This is a genomic window from Micromonospora halophytica (genome assembly GCF_900090245.1).
Taxonomy (GTDB): domain Bacteria; phylum Actinomycetota; class Actinomycetes; order Mycobacteriales; family Micromonosporaceae; genus Micromonospora; species Micromonospora halophytica.
Map to the genome: position 1 here is coordinate 367,963 of NZ_FMDN01000003.1, position 19,960 is coordinate 387,922.

The window sequence follows — 19,960 nt, forward strand, 5'->3', positions numbered from 1 at the left end:
GCTTGACTCGTCGGTGGCGCGGTGTGAGTCTATGGGTACGCAGCGTTGTCGTGACGAAGGTCCGGGAACGTGCGGGGGAAACCAAACCGGGGGGATGCACGGGGCGGCCGGCCGTGGACGGAGAGTCAGTCCACACCGACCGCCCCGTGCGCTGTCCGCGTTCATTCACGGCGGTGCTCCCTGCGATCCACGGGCACGCGCGTAAGGTGGAGGGTCGCGCAGCACAACGTTCGACAGGAGCTTCCATGACCAGCACCCTCCCGGCGTCCACCAGCGGCGCCCGGCCGAGCACCCTCGCCGAGGGCGACTACAAGGTGGCGGATCTGTCGCTCGCCGAGTTCGGGCGTAAGGAGATCCGGCTTGCCGAGCATGAGATGCCCGGCCTGATGGCGATCCGTCGTGAGTTCGCCGATGCGCAGCCGTTGGCCGGTGCGCGTGTCACCGGTTCGTTGCACATGACCATCCAGACTGCTGTTCTGATCGAGACCCTGGTCGCGCTCGGTGCGCAGGTCCGGTGGGCGTCGTGCAACATTTTCTCGACCCAGGATCATGCCGCGGCGGCGATCGTGGTGGGCCCGCAGGGGACTCCTGAGGCTCCTGCCGGTGTCCCGGTGTATGCCTGGAAGGGGGAGAGCCTGCAGGAGTACTGGTGGTGTACCGAGCAGGTGTTGAACTGGCCGGACGGGCAGGGTCCGAACATGATCCTCGATGATGGTGGTGACGCCACTCTGCTCGTGCACAAGGGTGTCGAGTTCGAGAAGACGGGTGTGGTTCCGCCGGTCGAGTCCGCCGATTCCGAGGAGTACGCGGTCATCCTGGAGTTGCTGCACCGTTCGTTGGCCGAGGACGGGCAGCGGTGGACGCGGGTGGCGTCGACCATCAAGGGTGTGACCGAGGAGACCACCACCGGTGTGCACCGTCTCTACGAGATGCACCGTGCCGGCACGTTGCTGTTCCCGGCGATCAACGTCAACGACTCGGTGACCAAGAGCAAGTTCGACAACAAGTACGGCTGCCGGCACTCGCTCATCGACGGCATCAACCGGGCCACCGACGTGCTCATCGGCGGCAAGATGGCCGTCGTGCTCGGCTACGGCGACGTGGGCAAGGGCTGCGCCGAGTCGCTGCGCGGGCAGGGCGCCCGGGTCGTGGTGACCGAGGTCGACCCGATCTGCGCGCTGCAGGCGGCGATGGACGGCTACCAGGTCGCCACCCTGGAGGACGTCGTCGAGCAGGCCGACATCTTCATCACCGCGACCGGCTGCTTCGACGTCATCACCAACGAGCACATGGCCCGGATGAAGCACCAGGCCATCGTCGGTAACATCGGCCACTTCGACAACGAGATCGACATGGCCGGCCTGGCCAAGCGCCCGGACGTCACCCGGGAGAACATCAAACCGCAGGTCGACGTGTGGCGCTTCGACGACGGCCACGCCATCATCGTGCTCTCCGAGGGCCGCCTGCTCAACCTCGGCAACGCCACCGGCCACCCGAGCTTCGTCATGTCGAACTCGTTCGCCAACCAGACCATCGCCCAGATCGAGCTGTACACCAAGACCGACCAGTACCCCGTCGGCGTGTACGTGCTGCCGAAGCACCTGGACGAGAAGGTCGCCCGGCTGCACCTGGACGCCCTCGGCGCCAAGCTGACCGAGCTCACCAAGGAGCAGGCCGCGTACCTCGGCGTCTCCGTGGAGGGTCCGTTCAAGCCGGAGCACTACCGCTACTGAGCCCCACCCGCAGACCGGGTCGGCCGCCGCGCGGCCGGCCCGGTCTGTTCTTCGGGTACGCCCGCGTCCGGTCTCCCCCGGCGCTGCGCGCCGGCTCCCGGCGTCCGGGTGGCCCGTGCCGCCGTGCTCGACTCCGTCGTGGGACGCGACGGCGTCCCGCCGTGCCGAGGCCGTGGATCCCGGCCCGGCGCGTCCGCCGTGGCACCCGACCGGTTGGCGCTGGAGGTCAGCGTGGGCCGGGGCGGACCCAGGTCCAGACGCACCAGACCAGCCAGGCGAGCGACACCACGGTCGCGAGGGCGCGCAGGCGCAGCGCACTGAGGACGAAGACCACCGCCAGCACCGCCACCCAGGGACCCCACCCTCTCACCCGCACCCCCTCCTCCCGACCCCGTCGATCATGGCGTTGGCGGTACGACACGTCGTCCCGCCGGATGGCAGCTTCATGGTCAACCGAGCGTCGGCGGGGTGGCCGGAGGGCCGGTGCGGGCGGTGGGGACCGACGGGCGAACGGCGTTCGGCGCGGACCCCGGTACGGCGGCGGACGCCGGGGTGAGCCGTGGCGTTGGGGTGAGCTGCGGGGCCGGGTTCAGCTCCGGCCACAGGGTGGCGGTCACCGCCCGGGTACGGCGCAACCGCAGCGACCCCCGACGGTTCCGTTCGGCCAGCACCGTGGCGAGCAGCAGCTGCTCCGGTACGCCCCGCGGCGGCGGCGGGGAGGTCACCGCCGCCATCTCGCTCCACAGCCCCTGCGCCAGCCGGGTCCGGGACGGCTCGGCGAACCCGTGCGCCCGGGTCAGGTACTGCCGTACGGCCAGCGCCAGCGCGTCGTCCATCCGGGTCAGGTCCAGCGTGGCCGCCCAGCCGACCAGCGGCGGGATGATCATCGGTGTCGGTCGCCACGACCGTGTCGTGCGGGTGTGTACCACCATGGTGCCGGCCACCAGGTCGCCCAGTCGTCGCCCGCGCCGGTCGGTCAGCATCACCGTCACGCCGGCCACCCAGCTCAGCAGGGGCAGCACCAGGCCGGGCCACTCCACCGCCACCCCGACCAGCGCCCGGGTCAGCGACTGCCGCAGCCCGACGGGGCCGCCGTCGACGCTGACCACCCGCAGGCCGACCGCCATCTTGCCCGGCGTACGCCCGTGGCAGAAGCGCTCGAAGAGCACCGGGTAGCCGACCAGCGCGAACACGAGGAAGACCGTCGCGAGGCCCTCGAAGAAGGCGCCGTCGACCAACCCCGAGGGCAGCAGTGGCACCGCCAGCGTGCTCAGCAGGATCGCCAGCAGCAGCGTCAGCACCGCCTGGGCGACGATGTCCAGCAGCAGCGCCAGCACCCGGGATCCGAGTCGGGCGGCTCGTACGTCCAGCTCCACGGCCTCGCCGCTGACCAGGCCGGCGTCGGCCCACGCCGGGGCACGGCCGGCTGTGCCGGTCGGGGCGGACACCGGTGGTTGCGCGGTCACCCGCACAGTGAACACTATGAGCGCCGGACGGGGGAGGACGAGTGGATCTCGACGCGTACGTCGCCGAGCACGAACACGAGTGGCGGCGGCTGGACCAGCTCTGCGGCCGGCGGCGGCCGGACGCCGACGAGATCGACGAGCTGGTGGCGCTCTACCAGCGCACCGCCACCCACCTCTCCGCGCTGCGCAGCCGAGCGCCCGACCCGGCCCTGGTCAGCCGCCTCTCCCAGCTCGTGCTCCGGGCCCGGGCCCGGATCGCCGGCCGGCGTCGCCCGTCCTGGGCGGCGGTGGGCCGGTTCCTGACCGTCGGTTTCCCGGGGGCGGTCTACCGGGCGTGGCCCTGGTGGTGTGCGGTGTCGACCGGCTTCACCGCGCTCAGCTTCTTCCTGATCTGGTACGTCGCCGACAACCCGGACACCGCTGCGGCGTTCATCGGCCCGGAGGCGGCGGCCGACCTCGTCGACTCCGGCTTCGCCGGCTACTACACCGAGTTCTCCGCGCCGACCTTCGCCTTCCACCTCTGGACGCACAACGCCTGGATCGCGGCCCAGTGCCTGGCCTCCGGGGTGCTCGTCGTGCCGGTGTTCTACCTGCTCTGGCAGAACGCGCTCAACGTCGGAGTGGTGGGCGGGGTGATGGTCTCCTACGGCCGGGCCGACGTCTTCTTCGGCCTGATCACCCCGCACGGGCTGCTCGAACTGACCGGGGTGTTCGTCGCTGCCGGGGTGGGGCTGCGGACCGCCTGGGCGTGGATCTCGCCGCCGTCGCACCTGCCCCGGGGGCGGGCGGTGGCCGAGGCGGGCCGCTCGGCGATCCTGGTCGCCGTCGGCCTGGTCGGGCTCTTCGCCGTCTCCGCGCTGCTGGAGGCCTTCGTGACCCCGGCGCCGGTGCCGACCGCGCTGCGCGTGGGTGTCGGGGCTGCCGTCTGGCTGGGTTTCCTCGGGTACGTCGTCGTCCTCGGCCGCCGCGCGGTCCTCGCCGACCCCACCCGCCCCCTTTCCTGGCGTTGACCATGAGGTTGGCGGCACCATCAGCCCATCACCTTCGGGTCAACCCGGCCAGCCTCACGGTCAGAGTTGGCCGAGGGCCTTGAGGCGGAGGTAGGTGTCGGCGACGGTAGGGGCCAGGCGGTCGGCCGGGGCGTCGACGACGGCTACGCCGTAGCGGGCCAGGGCGGCGCGTACCCGGCCCCGCTCGGCGAGCGCCCGCCAGCCGGCCGCCGCCGCGTACGCGTCGCCGGGGCGGGCCGGCTCGGCGGTGGTGAGTCCGGTGAGCACCGGATCGTGCACGGCCGCCACCACCACCCGGTGCCGGGCGGCCAGCCGGGGCAGCACCGGCAGCAGCCCCTCGCCCAGCGCACCCGGCTCCAGGGCGGTGAAGAGGACCACCAGGCTGCGCTGCCGCTCCCGGCGCAGGATCTCCCCGGCGATCAGCTCGAAGTCCGTCTCCACCAGGGCCGGTTGGAGCGGCGCGACCGCGGTCACCAGCCGGCTGAGCAGCGCCGGCCGGCCGCTGCCGGTCACCGTGGCCCGGATCGTGGCGTCCGCGGCGAGCAGGTCGACCCGGTCGCCGGCGCGGGCGGCCAGCGCGGTGAGCAGCAGCGCCGCGTCGATCGCGGTGTCCAGCCGGGGCTCGTCGCCGACCCGGACCGCCGAGGTGCGGCCGGTGTCCAGCACGCAGAGCAGTCGCCGGTCCCGCTCCGGCCGCCAGGTGCGCACCAGCACGTCGGCCCGGCGGGCGCTGGCCCGCCAGTCGATCGAGCGGACGTCGTCGCCGACCACGTACTCGCGGAGGGTGTCGAACTCGGTGCCCTGGCCCCGGCCCCGGGTCACCTGCGTGCCGTCGATCACCCGCAGCCGGGACAGCTTCTCCGGCAGGTGCCGGCGGGAGTCGAAGCGGGGCAGCACCCGCAGCGTCCAGGCCGGGGTGGCGGGCCGCCCGGCCCGCTGCCGGAAGGCCAGCCCCAGCGGCCCGTGCGAGCGCACCGTCAGGGCCACCGCCGGCCGGTCGCCGCGCCGGGTCGGGGTCAGCCGGCCGGGCAGCACCGCGGTCGCGCCGGGCGCCACCCGGGTCACCCGCTCCGGCGGTACGTCCGCGACCGCGCCCGCCGAGGGCACCCACGCGTCGCGCACCTGGGCGCGCAGCGTACGGCCGGAGGTGTTGGTCAGGCGCAGCGTGACGGTGGCGGTGCCGCCGAGGCGTACCGACCGGTCACCGTCGCGGGTGGCGGTGAGCGCGTGCAGCGGGGCGGCGAGCGCCCAGTCCAGGGCGCAGAGCAGCAGCACGGCGCCGGTCATCACCGCGACGCCGGAGAACGGGTCCGGCCAGACCGGCAGGGTCAGCGCGCCCACCAGCAGCAGGACGGCCGCCCGCCAGGTCATCGCGGGGTCGGCACGGTGGCGAGCACCGTGTCCAGCACCGCGTCCACCCCGACGCCCTCCAGTTCCACCTCCGGGCGCAACCGCAGCCGGTGCCGCAGCGTCGGCCGGGCGGTCGCCTTGACGTCGTCCGGGGTGACGTGGTCCCGCCCGGCCAGCCAGGCCCACGCCTTGGCGGTGCTGAGCAGGGCCGTGGCGCCCCGGGGCGAGGCGCCCAGCTCCAGCGCCGGGGTGGCCCGGGTGGCCCGGCACAGGTCCACGATGTAGGCGAGGACCGGCTCGGCGACGTACACCCGGCCGACCGACTCCCGCGCGGCGGCCAGGTCGGCCGCGGTGGCCACCGGCCGTACGCCGGCGGCGGCCAGGTCACGCGGGTCGAAGCCGGCGTGGTGGGCGCGCAGCACACCCAGCTCCTCGTCCCGGGTGGGCAGCGGCACGGTGAGCTTGAGCAGGAACCGGTCCAGCTGCGCCTCGGGCAGCGGGTAGGTGCCCTCGTACTCGATCGGGTTCTGGGTGGCGGCCACGATGAACGGGTCGGGCAGCGGGCGACGTGCCCCCTCGACGGAGACCTGCCGCTCCTCCATCACCTCCAGCAGCGCCGACTGGGTCTTCGGCGGCGTCCGGTTGATCTCGTCGGCGAGCAGCAGGTTGGTGAAGACCGGCCCCTCCCGGAAGGTGAACGCGGCGGTGTGCGGGTCGAAGATCAGCGACCCGGTGACGTCCCCCGGCATCAGGTCAGGGGTGAACTGCACCCGCTTCGAGCCGAGGTCCAGCGCGGTGGCGACGGTGCGGATCAGCAGCGTCTTGGCCACTCCCGGGACGCCCTCCAGCAGCACGTGGCCACGGCAGAGCAGCGCGATCACCAGCCCGGTGACCACGGCGTCCTGCCCGACGACCGCCTTGGCCACCTCGGCGCGCAACCGGTGCAGGGCGGCACGGCCGTCGTCCGCGCCGGCGGTCGCGGGCGCGGCGGGTGCGGCGGGGTGGGTCACCGGGGGTCTCCTTCGGTCGGGTGGTCGGGGGCTGCCGTGACCGTACGGGTCACCCGGTCCAGTGACCGGGCCAGCGCCAGCAGTTCGGCGTCGGTGCTCGGCTCCGCCCCGTACAGCAGCTCGTGGACCTCGTCGGCGGTGCCGCCGGCGCGGGCGGCGACGAACGCGGCGACCTCGGCGGGCGGCGTGGTGGCGGGCAGGTTGAGTCGGGTCAGCAGTCGGTCGAGGGTGGCCGCGCGCAGCGTACCGGCGGCCGGGCCGCGCGCCCGGGCCTGCTGGTAGAGCCGGGCCCGGCCGAGCACCGTCTCGGCGGCGCGGACCTGCACCGGCAGCGGTTCGCCGACGGGTGGGCCGAGCCGGCGGGCGCGCCAGAGCACCACCAGCAGCGCGGCCAGCGCGAGCTGGAGCAGCAGCGCCCAGAACCAGGGCGGGAAGGCGGACCAGAGCGGGTTCTCCTCCGGCTGCGGCCCGTCGGCCCGGTCCTGCTCGTCGCTGTCGCCGCCGTCGCCCGGGCCGCCGGGACCGCCGCCGGCCGGACCGCCGTCCCCGGTGCCGCTGCCGTCGCCCCAGGTGGTGGAGCCGCCCGGGGCCGGTGACCAGGCCGGCGGGCCACTGCTGCCGGTGCCGAAGTGCGGGGGCGGCGCGGGGCCGTCCAGGTCGAGCCAGACCACCCGGCCGCGTACGCCGAGCAGCCCGGTGGACAGCGCCTCGTTGCCCCACTCGCCGATCCGGTCGTTGCGGAACGGGTCGCTGGCGCCGATCACCACCACGTCCGCGGCCCACGGCAGGTGGACCAGGCCGCCGGAGTAGCAGCGGCGCAGGTCGCCCGCGTAGCCTCCGGCCGCGGCGTAGCCCTGGAGCCGGACGGCGGCGGTGCCGGCCCGGTCCGCCTCGGGCAGCGGGCACGGCCTCCCGTCCGCTTCCGGGTCGACCGCGCGGGCGGCCCAGCGACGGTCGGTGGGCGCCACCGGCAGGTCGACCGACTCCAGTACGCGCCGCGACGGGTCGACCAGCACCAGCCGGCTGCCGGCGGGCAGGTCGCCCAGCGCGCCGACGGTGTCCGGGTGCAGCAGTTCCGGGGCCGGTACGAAGAGCGTCGCCGGCCGGCCGTCGAGCGCCAGCAGCGCCCGCAGGGTGTCCGTCTCCCGCTGCACGGTGACGCCCTGCCCGCGCAGCGCCTCGGCGAGCCGACTGCCGCCGTCGTCGCCGGTCGCCACCGGGGAGAGGAAGCCCCGGTCCCCCGCGTCGGGCTGGTCCGCGGCATGGGTGAGCAGGGTGACCGTGACCAGCACGGTGGCGAGCGCGAACGGGATCACGATCCGGTGCCACCGTCGCCGCCGCCGCACCGGGGCGGTCTTCGCGGGTACGGGCGCGGGTGGCGCGGCGGTGGCGGTCATCGCGGCTCCTCCGGGTGGCCGGCGAGCACCCGGTCGAGTTCGTCGGCGAGCTCCCGCATCCGCCGGTCGTGCGCGGCCGAGGCGGGGTGGTGGGCGTACCAGAGCTCGGAGAAGATCGTGCCGGCCGCGCGCAACGGAGGGTCGACCGGCGGCCGGTTGCGGGCCGCCTCGTCGGCCAGTTCGGTCACGGTCATGCCGGGGCGTTGCTCCACCACCCCGACGGCGACCAGCCGGCGGACCATGTCGCGCAGCCGCTCCCGGACGGCCTCGGCGAAGCGCCCCTCGGCGGCCAGCCGGTCGGCCAGGCAGAGGCCGGCACCGGCCGGCGCGTCCGACCCGCCGTCGCGCGGGCGGGGCACCTCGGCCACCGACACGTCGGCCTCCGGCCGGCGGCGCCGTCGGCGCTTGCGCCGAGGCCGGCGGAACCGGGGCAGTCGGGGCAGGCGTCGGGGCACCCAGGCGGGGAAGTGGTACCAGGCCAACGCCGCCAGCGCGGCGGTCAGCAGGAGGAGCACCGCCGCGAGCGGTAGCGGGACGAGGTCGCCGAGCGCGGCGGTGGCCTCGGTCCACCAGCGGCTGAAGCTCATCGGTCGGCCGCCAGCAGGACGGGCTCGGTCAACCCGGCGGGGGAGCGGGAGAGACGGATGTCCAGCCCTTCGGTGCGCATCCGGTTGTCCAGGTGCAGCACGGCGTCCAGGCAGGCCAGGGCGGGGTACGCGACGGCGTTCACCGCCGCGAAGACGGCCATCGCGGTCAGCGTCCGCATGCCCGGCTCCCGCAGGTCCAGCAGGTCGAACGAGGCCAGCCCGTAGAACGCACCGAGGGCGAGGCCGACCCGCAGCAGCCACCAGCCGAGGTAGCCGAGCAGCCGGATGCCCGCCGCCCGGGCCCCGCCGCGCAGCGCGAGCCCGGCTGCCCGGTCGAGCGCCCGCCACGCGGGCACCCGGTCGAGCACCAGGGCCGCCGCGAGGGAGCCCCACATCCCGAACGCGAGCAGCCAGACCGGCCCGGCCAGCGAGGCCAGCAGGACGAGGGCGCCGACGGGCGGGGCGAGCAACAGGGTCGCGCCCCACCGGGCGCCCCGGGGGCGGAGCAGCTCGGCCACGCCCGCGCGTCGGCCGAGCAGCGCGGCGCCGGCGGCCCGGGCGGCCGGGTTGCCGAGCAGCGTGATGATCACCGCCTCCGTCCCCGCGCCGACGGCGAGCATGAGCCACACCCAGCCGAAGTTGTCCAGCTCCGGCCACCAGGTGGGCGGGTCGACCCGGGCGGCGTGCCGCAGTGGCAGCAGGAGGAGTTGTTCGCCCACGGCGAGCAGGGCGCCCAGCGGGATCAGCAGCCGGCCCTGGCCGCGCAGCAGCAGCACCGCGGAGTCGAGCAGTTCGCCCACGGTGAGTGGTCGGCGGGGGAGCACGGCGGTCGGGCCGACGTCGGGCAACGCGTACTCCTGGCGGTCTTGGTGGCGGGCGGCGGCGCGCCCGGGGATCATGGTGACACGACCGGTCCGATCCGGTGGACCCGCACGCCGCGTGAGCCGCGGCGGCGACCACGGAAACGGTCGTTCCGCGTGGAACGTGCGGGGACGCCTCTCCCGGCAGTACGGTGCCGGGTGACGCCGATCCCACCTGACAGAACGGGGATGGGAACATAAACCCCATGAGAGCCCGGGTACTGGTGGTCGACGACGACCCCGCGCTCGCCGAGATGCTCGGCATCGTCCTGCGCAGCGAGGGCTTCCTGCCCTCCTTCGTCGCCGACGGGGAACGGGCACTGGCCGCGTTCCGGGACAGTCGACCCGATATCGTCCTGCTCGACCTCATGCTGCCCGGTATGAGCGGTATCGACGTGGCCCGGGCGATCCGGGCCGAATCCGGCGTGCCGATCGTGATGCTCACGGCCAAGAGCGACACCGTGGACGTGGTGCTCGGCCTGGAGTCCGGCGCCGACGACTATGTGGTCAAGCCGTTCAAGCCCAAGGAGCTGGTGGCCCGGATGCGGGCCCGGCTGCGGCGCGGTGAGGACGTCGCCCCGGAGATGCTGACCATCGGTCCGCCCGGCAACCAGATCACCATCGACGTGCCGGCACACACCGTCAGCCGGGACGGCGAGGAGGTCAAGCTGACGCCGCTGGAGTTCGACCTGCTGGTCGCGCTGGCCCGCAAGCCGCGCCAGGTGTTCACCCGTGAGGTCCTGCTGGAGCAGGTGTGGGGCTACCGGCACGCGGCGGACACCCGGCTGGTCAACGTGCACGTGCAACGGCTGCGCGCCAAGATCGAGCCGGATCCGGAGCGGCCGGAAATCATCCTCACCGTTCGGGGCGTGGGCTACAAGGCGGGTACCGGATAGCCTGGTCTGCACCGTGACCAGCGCCCCGAGTTCCCTCCCCGAGTCCCCCGCCGGCTGGCGTCCCGCCGCGCGGGCGCTGGGGCGTGCCCTGACCGGCCGGGTCCTCGGCCTGGCCGCCGGGCTGCACCAGACCTGGCGACGCTCGTTGCAGGTCCGGGTGGTGACCATCACGTTGGTGGTGTCCAGCCTGCTGGTCGGCGGGTTCGCCTACCTGATCGCCAACAAGATCACCGACATCCTGGTGGAGAACGCCAAGGCCGACACGCTGCTGCGCCTGCGCAGTGGCAGCGACTACTCGGCCAAGCAGTTCTACCTCTACCACCAGCCGCAGGAGGCGCAGCTCCAGGACACCATCGAGGGCACGGTCAACTACCTGGCCGGGGGCGACCCGCAGCAGACCAGCGGGGTCGTCGTGGCGATCACCGCGGACAGCTACGCCGGGGTCATCGAGACCCGGACGTCCCCGGCGACCGACGTGCGGCCGCTGGTCAGCCGGGAGCTGCGGGCTGCCGTCGCGGACGGCAAGGTGGCTCACCAGATCCGGACCGGCCGGCTCGGCGACGAGCGCACGAAGTACCTGGTCTACGGCTCGCCGGTGCCCACCCGCTTCGGCCAGCTGGAGCTCTACTACCTCGTCCCGCTGACCCGGCAGGACGCCACCGCCGCCGACGCCCGGGCCACCGTGCTCGCCACCGGCCTCGCCCTGGTGCTGCTGCTGGGCCTGCTCGCCGCCCTGGTGACCCGCCTGGTGGTCACCCCGGTACGGGTGGCCGCCCGCACGGCCCAGCGGCTCTCCGCCGGCCTGCTCGACCAGCGGATGGAGGTCAACGGCGAGGACGACCTGGCGCTGCTGGCCGCCTCGTTCAACCAGATGGCGACCAACCTGCAACGGCAGATCCTCCGGCTGGAGGAGATGTCCCGCCTGCAACGCCGGTTCACCTCGGACGTGTCGCACGAGTTGCGCACCCCGCTGACCACCGTACGGATGGCCGCCGACCTGATCTTCGCCGAGCGCGACGAGTTCGACCCGGCGGTGGCCCGCAGCGCCGAGCTGCTCCAGGCCGAGCTGGACCGGTTCGAGGAGCTGCTCACCGACCTGCTGGAGATCAGCCGGTTCGACGCCGGCTTCGCCATGCTCGACTCCGAGCCGACCGACCTGGTGCCGGTGGTGCACCGGGTCGCCGACCGGCTGGCCGGGCTGGCCGAGCGGGTGGGCGTGGCCATCGAGCTGGACGTGCCGAGCACCCCGGTGATCGCCGAGGTGGATCCGCGCCGGGTCGAGCGGGTGCTGCGCAACCTGGTCGGCAACGCGGTCGAGCACGGCGAGGCCAAGCCTGTCCTGATCACCCTCGGCGTGGACCGGAGCGCCGTCGCGATCACCGTGCGGGACCACGGCGTCGGGCTCAAGCCGGGGGAGGAGAAGCTGGTCTTCAACCGCTTCTGGCGGGCCGACCCGTCCCGCGCCCGGCAGACCGGCGGCACCGGGCTGGGCCTGTCGATCAGCCTGGAGGACGCCCGGCTGCACGGCGGATGGCTGGAGGCGTGGGGCGCGCCCGGGCAGGGCGCCCAGTTCCGGCTCACCCTGCCGGCGCGCGCCGGGGACCGGCTCACCACCTCGCCGCTGCGGCTGGTGCCGGCCGACGCCGCACTGCCCTTCGGCGGCCCCCGCGACGGCGAGATCCTGGCCATCGGCCCGGCCGGCGGCGGTGCGCTGGCGATCGGGCCCGGTCCGGCGGCCGAGGCCGGGGACCGGGCGGAGGTGCGGTCGTGAGGCGGGTGCTCGCCGGCGTGCTCGGTGCCGTCCTGCTGGCCCTGACCGGGTGCGGCATCCCGGCGAACACCGAGGTGCAGGTGGACGGGTCCGGGCCGGCGGTCGAGGCGGGGGCGTCCAGCTTCCGCCGGGACGAGCCGCCGAGCCGTACGGCCAGTGGCGACGACCGGGAGCTGTTCGTCCGTAACTATCTCGCCGCCGCGGCGGGCGAGCCGGAGCAGGCGTACCCGCGGGTGAAGAAGTTCATCGCGCCGGAGAACAAGAGCCGTCTGCAGGAGAAGCAGGGCAGCGAGATCGCGGTCAACGTGGTCCGGCTGACCGAGAAGCCGGTGATCACGGAGAACGCCAACGGGTTCTTCTCCGTCCGGCTGCCGGTGCAGCAGATCGGGCTGCTGCGCGCCAACGGCGTGCTCGGGCCCCCGGTGGCGACCGACAAGGAGTACCGGTTCAGCCTGCGCGGCGCGGGCTCGCCCGGGCAGGACGGGCCCGCGGAAGCGGGCCTGTTCGTCACCGACCCGCCGAACGTGCTGCTGCTCAGCGTCGACGCCCTGCGCGAGTACTACCAGACCTCGCCGGTCTACTTCTGGAGTTCCGACCAGAGCCGGCTGGTGCCCGACCAGCGTTACCTGCCGCTGGCCGTGCCGCACGAGCGGCGGGTCAGCGAGGTGGTCAAATGGCTGATCGCCGGCCCCTCGGAGTGGCTGAGCGCCGGGGTGAGCCGCCTGCCGGACCGGACGGCCCTGATCAACAACGCCACCGAGACCGACGGCCGCTGGGACGTCACCCTCGACCTGCCCGGTGACGACAGCCGCCGGCTCGCCCAGATCGGCACCCAGCTCGCCTGGTCGCTGCCCGAGTTGGACGGGCAGCTCCAGCTCACCACGCGCAACCAGTCCCGGGTCTTCATCGACGACCTGAAGAAGCACCGCCTCGCCCACCCGGTCTACCCGGTGAACGACAACCCCCAGCGGTACGCCGTCTACGAGGGCGCGGTGCACCCGCTGGCCTTCTCCGGCGAAGCGAGCGGCCCGGTGCCGCTTGCGGCGGAGGTCAACCGGAACGTCGTGTCGGCCGGGCTCAGCCGCGCCGACGAGCGTGTCCTCGCCGCCCTCGTGGTCGACGCGCCGGGTGGTCGGCGGCGCCTGGTCACCGGCTCCGGGCCGGATCCGGTGCAGGTGGGCAATCCCTCGGCGCAGACCTTCAAGACGATCGGGCGGCCGGTCTGGCTGCGCTCGCCGGACCCCCGCCAGCCGTACGGGCTGGTGGTGGCCGACGGCAACCTGTGGCGCTTCGACGACCGGGGCCGGATGGAGCAGGTGCCGCTCAACGTCCCCGGGCCGGTGACGGCGGTGGCCGCCTCGTTGGAGGGCCACCGGATCGCCCTGGTGGTCGGTGGCGCGCTGCACCTGGCGGCGGTGAACCTGGACGGCGGCGTGGTCACCCCCGGCCCGGCCCGCCGGGTGGCGACCTCGCTGACCGAGTTGTCGGCGGTGGACTGGGCGGGAGAGAACACCCTGGTCCTGGCCGGTACGGCCGGCCGCTCGGCGGTCTACCAGGTGAGCATCGACGGCGCCCTGGAGACGCCCCTGGTCGCCGACGTGGGCGCCCGGGTGACGCACCTGTCCACGTATCCGACCAACCCGGTGGTGCGCCTGCCCAGCGCACTGATCATGTACGAGGCGAACGGGGTGGCCTACCGGTACCCGCAGGGCGACACCATCCGCCGGGACCAGGTCCTGGAGGTCACCCCGCCACCGAACGGCGTGCGTCCCGGCAGCCCGACCGCGCCGTTCTTCCTGTTCTGAGCACATCGTGCGGCGGGACCTCGGGGACATCTGGGCGGACCTGACCGACCTGGTGCTGCCGGTGGAGTGCGCGGGCTGTCGGCAGCGTGGCCCGGCCGTCCGGCGGGGCTTCTGCCCGGCCTGCGCCGACGCGCTCGAGGCGCTGCGTCCCGCCCCGGCACGGCCCGATCCCGCCCCGCCCGACCTGCCGCCCTGCCACGCCCTCGGCCCGTACGCGGGTGAGCTGCGGGAGGCGCTGCTGGCGTACAAGGAGCGGGGCCGGCACGGGCTGGCCCGGCCGCTGGGCGCGCTGCTGGCCGAGGTGGTGGCCGTCGCGGTCGGCGGCGCGGCACGACCGGTGCTGCTGGTGCCGGTGCCGGACACGGCGGCCGCGGCCCGGGCCCGCTACGGCGACCACCTGGCCCGGCTGGCCCGGCACGCCGGGGCCCGGTTGCGTGCGGCGGGCTGGGACGTGCGGACAGCCCGGCCGCTGCGGGCGCTGCCCCGGCCGGACTCGGTGGCGCTGGACAGCGCCGGGCGGGCCGCGGCGGCGGAGTCGGCGTTCCGGGCGCGGGCGCGGGCCGGGTCGGGGCCGGTCGGCGGCGGTCGGGTGGTGGTGGTGCTCGACGACATCCTCACCACGGGAGCGACCCTGGCGGCGGTGAGTCGGACTTTGCGCGGCGTGGGAATGACGCCAAACGTCGCGGCGGTGCTCGCGGCAACGCAAAAGTGGCGGCAATGGTGACGCTTCGTGTTTCCTTTTCACCCCTTGGTGGCGAGAGCTGTGAGTTTTCTGAGGGTTGTCGACAACCAGGGGTGACGGCCGGGCGAACAAGAGTTAGCGTTTCCATTACCGGGGTAGGAGGTGTCAAACCCCACCCCGGCGGTGGAAGGAGGCGTAGCCGTACTGACCGGTCGACGCCACGCGGGGCGCTCCCCCGAGGGCCGGTCGACCGGGTCCTGAAGATCAGACGACCATCCGAAAAAGGGAGGTCACGTGGACATCGTGGTCAAGGGCCGAAACGTCGAAGTGCCGGACCATTACCGGGTGCACGTCGCGGAGAAGCTCGCGAAGATCGAACGCTACGACCACAAGCTCATCCGGGTCGACGTGGAACTGTTCCACGAACGCAATCCCCGACAGTCCGACATCTGCCAGCGGGTGGAGATCACCTGCGTCTCGCGCGGGCCGGTGATCAGGGCCGAGGCCTGTACGAACGACTTCTACAGCGCGCTCGACGCGGCCATCGCCAAGCTCGACACCCGACTTCGCCGCGCGGCCGACCGCCGCCGCGTACACCGGGGCCGCCACGCGCCGATCTCCGTCGCCGCCGCCACCGCGGACCTGCCGGTGGCCGACCTCGACGGGCCCGGCCTGGCGACGCTGAACGGCCGCTCGGCCACCGCGGTCGCCGAGCGCGACGAGGAGCCGGCCGACGAGTACGACGAGCAGCCCTGGCACATCGCCCGGGCCAAGGTGCACCCCGCCGAGCCGATGACCGTGGACGACGCCCTGTTCCAGATGGAACTCGTCGGGCACGACTTCTACCTGTTCCACGACAAGGAGACCGGCCGGCCGAGCGTCGTCTACCGACGGCACGCGTACGACTACGGGATCATCTCGCTCGACACCTGACCCCTGTCCACCCCTCGCGACCGGTCACGGGGTCCCGGTGGTCCGCCACCGTGGACTCCGTGACCGTTTCCGTCTCCGCCCACGCGGCAGCGGGGTCGTCCCGTCACCGGCGGCCGGCGTCCTCGCGTGCCGTGCGCGGATCGTCGCAGCCGGCGGCGAGGTCGTCGGCGTCCTCCGGCCGGAAGGGCCGCAGCCGGATGTCGCCCGCCTCGACGACCTCCGGGATCACGTCAGGTCCTCGGCCAGCAGCGCGGCGACCCAGGCGTCGCCACGGCCGCCGTCCCGGGTGGGCAGCCGGCCCCGCGCGGTGCCCTCGACGGTGAAGCCGGCCTTCTCCGCCACCCGCCGCGAGGCGGTGTTGCCGACCAGCGCCAGCCACTCGATCCGGGCCAGGCCGAGGGTGGTGAAGCCCCAGGCGGTCAGAGCGCCCACCGCGGCCGGCATGTAGCCCCGGCCGCGGGCGTGCGGGGCGGTCATGAAGCCGACGTGCCCGAGCAGCGGGTCGGGGCCGACCCGCAGGTCGACCGAGCCGACGTACCGGTCGTCGGCGTCGGCGATGGTGTAGTACGCCCCGGTCCCCCGGGCCCAGGCCAGGTCGGCGATGTCCCGGACGAAGCTCTCGGCGTCCTTCCGGTGGTACGGGTGCGGCACGGTGGTCCAGCGGATCGTGTCGGCGTCCCGGCAGGTCGCCACGATGGCGTCGAGGTCGCGCTCCTCCCGTGGGCGCAGCCGCAGTTCGGTGTCGCCGGCGGTGGCGAAGAGGACGGGCTGCGGCCGGCCGAAGACGGCGGCGCGGCGGGCGTCCAGGGTGTCCGGGCCGGCCGGGCCCGGCTCGCCCGGGGCGGGCACCTCGCCGGGGAGCAGCGAGCCGACCCAGCCGTCCGTCCGGCCGCCCTCGGCGGGGTGGGCCAGCCGCAGTTCGCCGGAGACGCGGAAGCCGGCGCGCAGCGCCACCAGCCGGGAGAAGTGGTTGCCCACCTCGGCCTGCCAGACCAGCCGGCGCAGCTTCAGCGTGTCGAACGACCACCGGGCGACCGCCCGGGAGGCCCGTACGGCGACCGCGCGACCGCGTGCCCACGGCGCGGTCCAGTAGCCGAGTTCCCCGGAGTCGAGGGACCGGTCGATCGAGACCAGCCCGCAGGAGGCCAGCAGTTCCCCGGTGGCAGCGTCGCAGACCGCGAACGGGGCTCCGGTGCCCTCGGCCCAGGCCCGGCCGCTGAGGTCGGTGACGAAGCCGTGAGCGTGCTCCGGCAGGTAGGGGCGCGGCACGGTGGTCCAGCGCTGGATGTCCTGGTCCTGGCAGGCGCGGTGTACGGCGTCGGCGTCGTCCGCGCGCCAGGGGCGCAGCAGCAGGCCGTCCTCGGTGATCTCCACGGGCTCCATCCGGCCCATCGTGCCGGACCGTTCGCGATGGGCGTAACCGGATATCCGCCGGTGGGGCCGTGGGTCGCGTGTTATGTCGTTTTCGTCGCCACGGACCGCCGCCACCAGTGACCATCACGCCGATGGAGCGCCTACGATGGTTCGAGACTGTCTAGGGGAGCGTTGATCCGTGTCGATTCTGGAAAAGGTCCTCCGCGCCGGCGAGGGCCGCATGGTGCGCCGGCTGAAGGCCATCGCGGCCGCCGTCAACTCGATCGAGGACGACTACGTCAACCTCACCGACGACGAGCTGCGGGGCCTGACCGCGCAGTACAAGGAACGGCTCGCCGACGGTGAGACCCTCGACGACCTGTTGCCGGAGGCGTTCGCCACGGTGCGCGAGGCCGCCGCGCGGGTGCTCGGCCAGCGCCCGTACGACGTCCAGGTGATGGGCGGTGCGGCGCTGCACTTCGGCAACATCGCCGAGATGAAGACCGGTGAGGGCAAGACGCTGACCTCGGTCATGGCCGTCTACCTCAACGCGCTCTCCGGCAAGGGCGTGCACGTGATCACGGTGAACGACTACCTGGCCCAGCGCGACGCCGCCTGGATGGGCCGGGTGCACGAGTTCCTCGGGCTCACCGTCGGCGTGGTGCTGCCGAACCGGCCGGCCAGCGAGCACCGCGCCGCGTACGAGTGCGACATCACCTACGGCACCAACAACGAGTTCGGTTTCGACTACCTGCGCGACAACATGGCCTGGTCGAAGGACGAGCTGGTCCAGCGCGGGCACAACTTCGCGGTGGTCGACGAGGTCGACTCGATCCTCATCGACGAGGCCCGGACGCCGCTGATCATCTCCGGCCCGGCCGAGCACTCCGCCCGCTGGTACCAGGAGTTCGCCGGCGTGGTGGCCCGGATGCAGCCGGGCACCGACGGCGCGGGCGACTACGAGGTCGACCACGCCAAGCGCACCATCGCGGTCACCGAGCGCGGTGTCGCCAAGGTGGAGGACCGGCTCGGCATCGACAACCTCTACGAGTCGGTCAACACCCCGCTGGTCGGCTACCTCAACAACGCCATCAAGGCCAAGGAGCTCTACAAGCGCGACAAGGACTACATCGTCAGCGACGGCGAGGTCCTGATCGTCGACGAGTTCACCGGCCGCATCCTGCACGGCCGTCGCTACAACGAGGGCATGCACCAGGCGATCGAGGCCAAGGAGGGGGTGGAGATCAAGCAGGAGAACCAGACCCTGGCCACCATCACCCTCCAGAACTACTTCCGCCTGTACGAGAAGCTCTCCGGCATGACCGGTACGGCCCAGACCGAGGCGGGCGAGTTCAACAAGGTCTACAAGGTCGGCGTCGTGACCATCCCGACGCACCGGCCGATGGTCCGGCAGGACCGCGCCGACGTCATCTACAAGACCGAGCGGGCCAAGTTCAACGCGGTCATCGAGGACATCGCCGAGCGGCACGAGAAGGGCCAGCCGGTGCTGGTCGGCACCGTCTCGGTGGAGAACTCCGAGATCCTGTCCCAGCTGCTGCGCCGCCGTGGCATCCCGCACTCGGTGCTGAACGCCAAGTTCCACGCCCGGGAGGCGGAGATCGTCGCCCAGGCCGGTCGCAAGGGCGCGGTCACCGTCGCCACCAACATGGCCGGCCGGGGTACGGACATCCTGCTCGGCGGCAACGCCGAGTTCCTCGCCGCCAACGAGCTGCGCCAGCGCGGCCTCGACCCGGTGGAGAACGAGGAGGAGTACGCCAAGGCGATGGAGGAGGTCCTCCCCACCTGGAAGCAGGCGTGCGAGACCGAGGCCGAGGAGGTCGCCGCGGCCGGCGGTCTCTACGTGCTCGGCACTGAGCGGCACGAGTCCCGCCGGATCGACAACCAGCTGCGTGGCCGTGCCGGCCGGCAGGGTGATCCGGGTGAGTCCCGCTTCTACCTCTCCCTGCAGGACGAGCTGATGAAGCGGTTCCGGGCCGGCGCGGTCGAGGCGGTGATGGAGCGCTTCAACATCCCGGAGGACGTGCCCATCGAGTCGAAGATGGTCACCCGGCAGATCAAGAGTGCGCAGGCCCAGATCGAGGGCCAGAACGCCGAGATCCGCAAGAACGTCCTGAAGTACGACGAGGTGCTCAACAAGCAGCGCCAGGTGATCTACGCCGAGCGGCTGCGCGTGCTCAACGGCGAGGACCTCTCCGACCAGGTCCGCAACATGATCGACGACGTGATCGGCGCGTACGTCGTGGGTGCCACCAGCGACGGCTACGCCGAGGACTGGGACCTGGAGCAGCTCTGGGCCAGCCTCAAGCAGCTCTACCCGGTCGGCGTCACGATCGAGGACCTGGAGGAGGAGGTCGGCTCCCGGGCCGGCCTCGACCAGGACTTCCTGCTCGCCCGCCTCAAGGAGGACGCGAACGCCGCGTACGACCGGCGCGAGGAGCAGCTCGGCGAGGAGGCGGTACGCCAGCTGGAGCGGATGGTGCTGCTCCAGGTCATCGACCGCAAGTGGCGTGAGCACCTCTACGAGATGGACTACCTCCAGGAGGGCATCAGCCTGCGGGCGTACGCCCAGCGCGACCCGGTCATCGAGTACCAGCGCGAGGGCTTCGACATGTTCGCCACCATGATGGACGGCATCAAGGAGGAGACGGTCGGCTTCCTGTACAACCTGGAGGTGCAGGTCCAGGAGCCGGAGCCCGAGGCCGAGGAGGTCCAGCTGTTGGAGAAGCCGGTCGAGATCCGGGCCAAGGGTCTCAGCCGTGCGCCGCAGCAGCAGGGCCTGCAGTACTCCGCCCCGACCATCGACGGCGAGGCCGGTTCGGGCGCGGTGGCGGTCGAGCGGCCCGAGGAGCAGGCCCCCGCGCTCGGCGTCGGCCGTCCGGAGGCGCCGGAGCGCCCGGCGGCGCAGGCCAAGTCGCGTCGTCCGCTGGGCGGGCAGGCGATGGCCGCGGCGAGCACCGCCCGGCGGGCCGTGCCGGGTGAGGCCGCCGAGGCCGGCCCGTCCCGCAACGCCCCCTGCCCGTGCGGCTCCGGCCGCAAGTACAAGCGCTGCCACGGCTCGCCCAACGGCGGCGCCTGATCCCCACCAG

Annotated in this window: 17 protein-coding genes; 8 read left to right on the top strand and 9 right to left on the bottom strand. The window is 73.4% G+C overall.

The window, feature by feature from the left end; translation table 11 throughout:
* Positions 1-245 precede the first annotated feature (245 nt).
* Complete coding sequence (ahcY, locus tag GA0070560_RS06820) at positions 246-1,733, top strand: adenosylhomocysteinase (protein ID WP_091292658.1); 1,488 nt, start codon at positions 246-248, stop codon at positions 1,731-1,733.
* A gap of 226 nt (positions 1,734-1,959) precedes the next feature.
* Here ahcY and GA0070560_RS28620 read toward each other — a convergent pair whose 3' ends face one another.
* A complete protein-coding gene (locus tag GA0070560_RS28620; RefSeq protein ID WP_170839306.1) occupies positions 1,960-2,103 on the bottom strand; it encodes a hypothetical protein in 144 nt (47 codons plus the stop codon).
* A gap of 79 nt (positions 2,104-2,182) precedes the next feature.
* The gene (locus GA0070560_RS06825) at positions 2,183-3,199 is read right to left on the bottom strand and encodes an RDD family protein (protein WP_245675388.1); all 1,017 of its coding nucleotides are present in this window, start codon (positions 3,197-3,199) and stop codon (positions 2,183-2,185) included.
* A 41-nt stretch (positions 3,200-3,240) separates the two neighbouring features.
* Here GA0070560_RS06825 and GA0070560_RS06830 point away from each other — a divergent pair, with 41 nt between their 5' ends.
* Complete coding sequence (locus tag GA0070560_RS06830) at positions 3,241-4,209, top strand: stage II sporulation protein M (RefSeq protein WP_091292660.1); 969 nt, start codon at positions 3,241-3,243, stop codon at positions 4,207-4,209.
* Between the two features lie 60 nt (positions 4,210-4,269).
* Here GA0070560_RS06830 and GA0070560_RS06835 read toward each other — a convergent pair whose 3' ends face one another.
* From GA0070560_RS06835 to GA0070560_RS06855, 5 genes are read right to left on the bottom strand one after another with little or no spacing between them, the layout of a single operon-like run.
* A complete protein-coding gene (locus GA0070560_RS06835) occupies positions 4,270-5,580 on the bottom strand; it encodes a DUF58 domain-containing protein (RefSeq protein ID WP_091292662.1) in 1,311 nt (436 codons plus the stop codon).
* Positions 5,577-6,569, bottom strand: coding sequence for an AAA family ATPase (locus GA0070560_RS06840; protein ID WP_091292664.1), 993 nt, complete (start codon positions 6,567-6,569; stop codon positions 5,577-5,579). The genes GA0070560_RS06835 and GA0070560_RS06840 overlap by 4 nt, the downstream gene beginning before the upstream one ends.
* On the bottom strand, positions 6,566-7,966 hold the full coding sequence (locus GA0070560_RS06845) for a DUF4350 domain-containing protein (protein WP_091292667.1): 1,401 nt from the start codon (positions 7,964-7,966) through the stop codon (positions 6,566-6,568). Before GA0070560_RS06845 ends, GA0070560_RS06840 begins: the two co-directional genes overlap by 4 nt.
* Entirely contained in the window at positions 7,963-8,553 is a 591-nt protein-coding gene (locus GA0070560_RS06850; RefSeq protein WP_091292669.1) for a DUF4129 domain-containing protein, read from the bottom strand. The genes GA0070560_RS06845 and GA0070560_RS06850 overlap by 4 nt, the downstream gene beginning before the upstream one ends.
* On the bottom strand, positions 8,550-9,452 hold the full coding sequence (locus GA0070560_RS06855) for a hypothetical protein (protein ID WP_245675389.1): 903 nt from the start codon (positions 9,450-9,452) through the stop codon (positions 8,550-8,552). The genes GA0070560_RS06850 and GA0070560_RS06855 overlap by 4 nt, the downstream gene beginning before the upstream one ends.
* A 167-nt stretch (positions 9,453-9,619) precedes the next feature.
* Between GA0070560_RS06855 and mtrA the strand changes: the two genes are divergently transcribed.
* The 5 genes from mtrA to hpf all read left to right on the top strand — a co-directional run bounded on the left by mtrA (position 9,620) and on the right by hpf (position 15,500).
* The gene (gene mtrA, locus GA0070560_RS06860; protein WP_091292672.1) at positions 9,620-10,309 is read left to right on the top strand and encodes an MtrAB system response regulator MtrA; all 690 of its coding nucleotides are present in this window, start codon (positions 9,620-9,622) and stop codon (positions 10,307-10,309) included.
* Positions 10,310-10,397: 88 nt separating this feature from the next.
* Positions 10,398-12,080 (top strand): MtrAB system histidine kinase MtrB, encoded by a 1,683-nt coding sequence (mtrB, locus tag GA0070560_RS06865; RefSeq protein WP_245675408.1) that lies wholly within the window; start codon positions 10,398-10,400, stop codon positions 12,078-12,080.
* Positions 12,077-13,885, top strand: coding sequence for an LpqB family beta-propeller domain-containing protein (locus tag GA0070560_RS06870; RefSeq protein ID WP_091292676.1), 1,809 nt, complete (start codon positions 12,077-12,079; stop codon positions 13,883-13,885). Before mtrB ends, GA0070560_RS06870 begins: the two co-directional genes overlap by 4 nt.
* Positions 13,886-13,937: 52 nt before the next feature.
* Positions 13,938-14,609 (top strand): ComF family protein, encoded by a 672-nt coding sequence (locus GA0070560_RS06875; RefSeq protein ID WP_170839317.1) that lies wholly within the window; start codon positions 13,938-13,940, stop codon positions 14,607-14,609.
* A 252-nt stretch (positions 14,610-14,861) separates the two neighbouring features.
* Complete coding sequence (gene hpf / locus GA0070560_RS06880; RefSeq protein ID WP_091292681.1) at positions 14,862-15,500, top strand: ribosome hibernation-promoting factor, HPF/YfiA family; 639 nt, start codon at positions 14,862-14,864, stop codon at positions 15,498-15,500.
* Positions 15,501-15,603: 103 nt separating this feature from the next.
* Here hpf and GA0070560_RS29365 read toward each other — a convergent pair whose 3' ends face one another.
* Together GA0070560_RS29365 and GA0070560_RS06885 are read right to left on the bottom strand one after the other, a co-directional pair.
* On the bottom strand, positions 15,604-15,729 hold the full coding sequence (locus GA0070560_RS29365; RefSeq protein WP_245675390.1) for a GNAT family N-acetyltransferase: 126 nt from the start codon (positions 15,727-15,729) through the stop codon (positions 15,604-15,606).
* The gene (locus tag GA0070560_RS06885; protein WP_091292684.1) at positions 15,726-16,883 is read right to left on the bottom strand and encodes a GNAT family N-acetyltransferase; all 1,158 of its coding nucleotides are present in this window, start codon (positions 16,881-16,883) and stop codon (positions 15,726-15,728) included. Before GA0070560_RS06885 ends, GA0070560_RS29365 begins: the two co-directional genes overlap by 4 nt.
* Before the next feature lie 169 nt (positions 16,884-17,052).
* Between GA0070560_RS06885 and secA the strand changes: the two genes are divergently transcribed.
* Positions 17,053-19,950 (top strand): preprotein translocase subunit SecA, encoded by a 2,898-nt coding sequence (gene secA / locus GA0070560_RS06890; RefSeq protein ID WP_091292686.1) that lies wholly within the window; start codon positions 17,053-17,055, stop codon positions 19,948-19,950.
* Positions 19,951-19,960 lie beyond the last annotated feature (10 nt).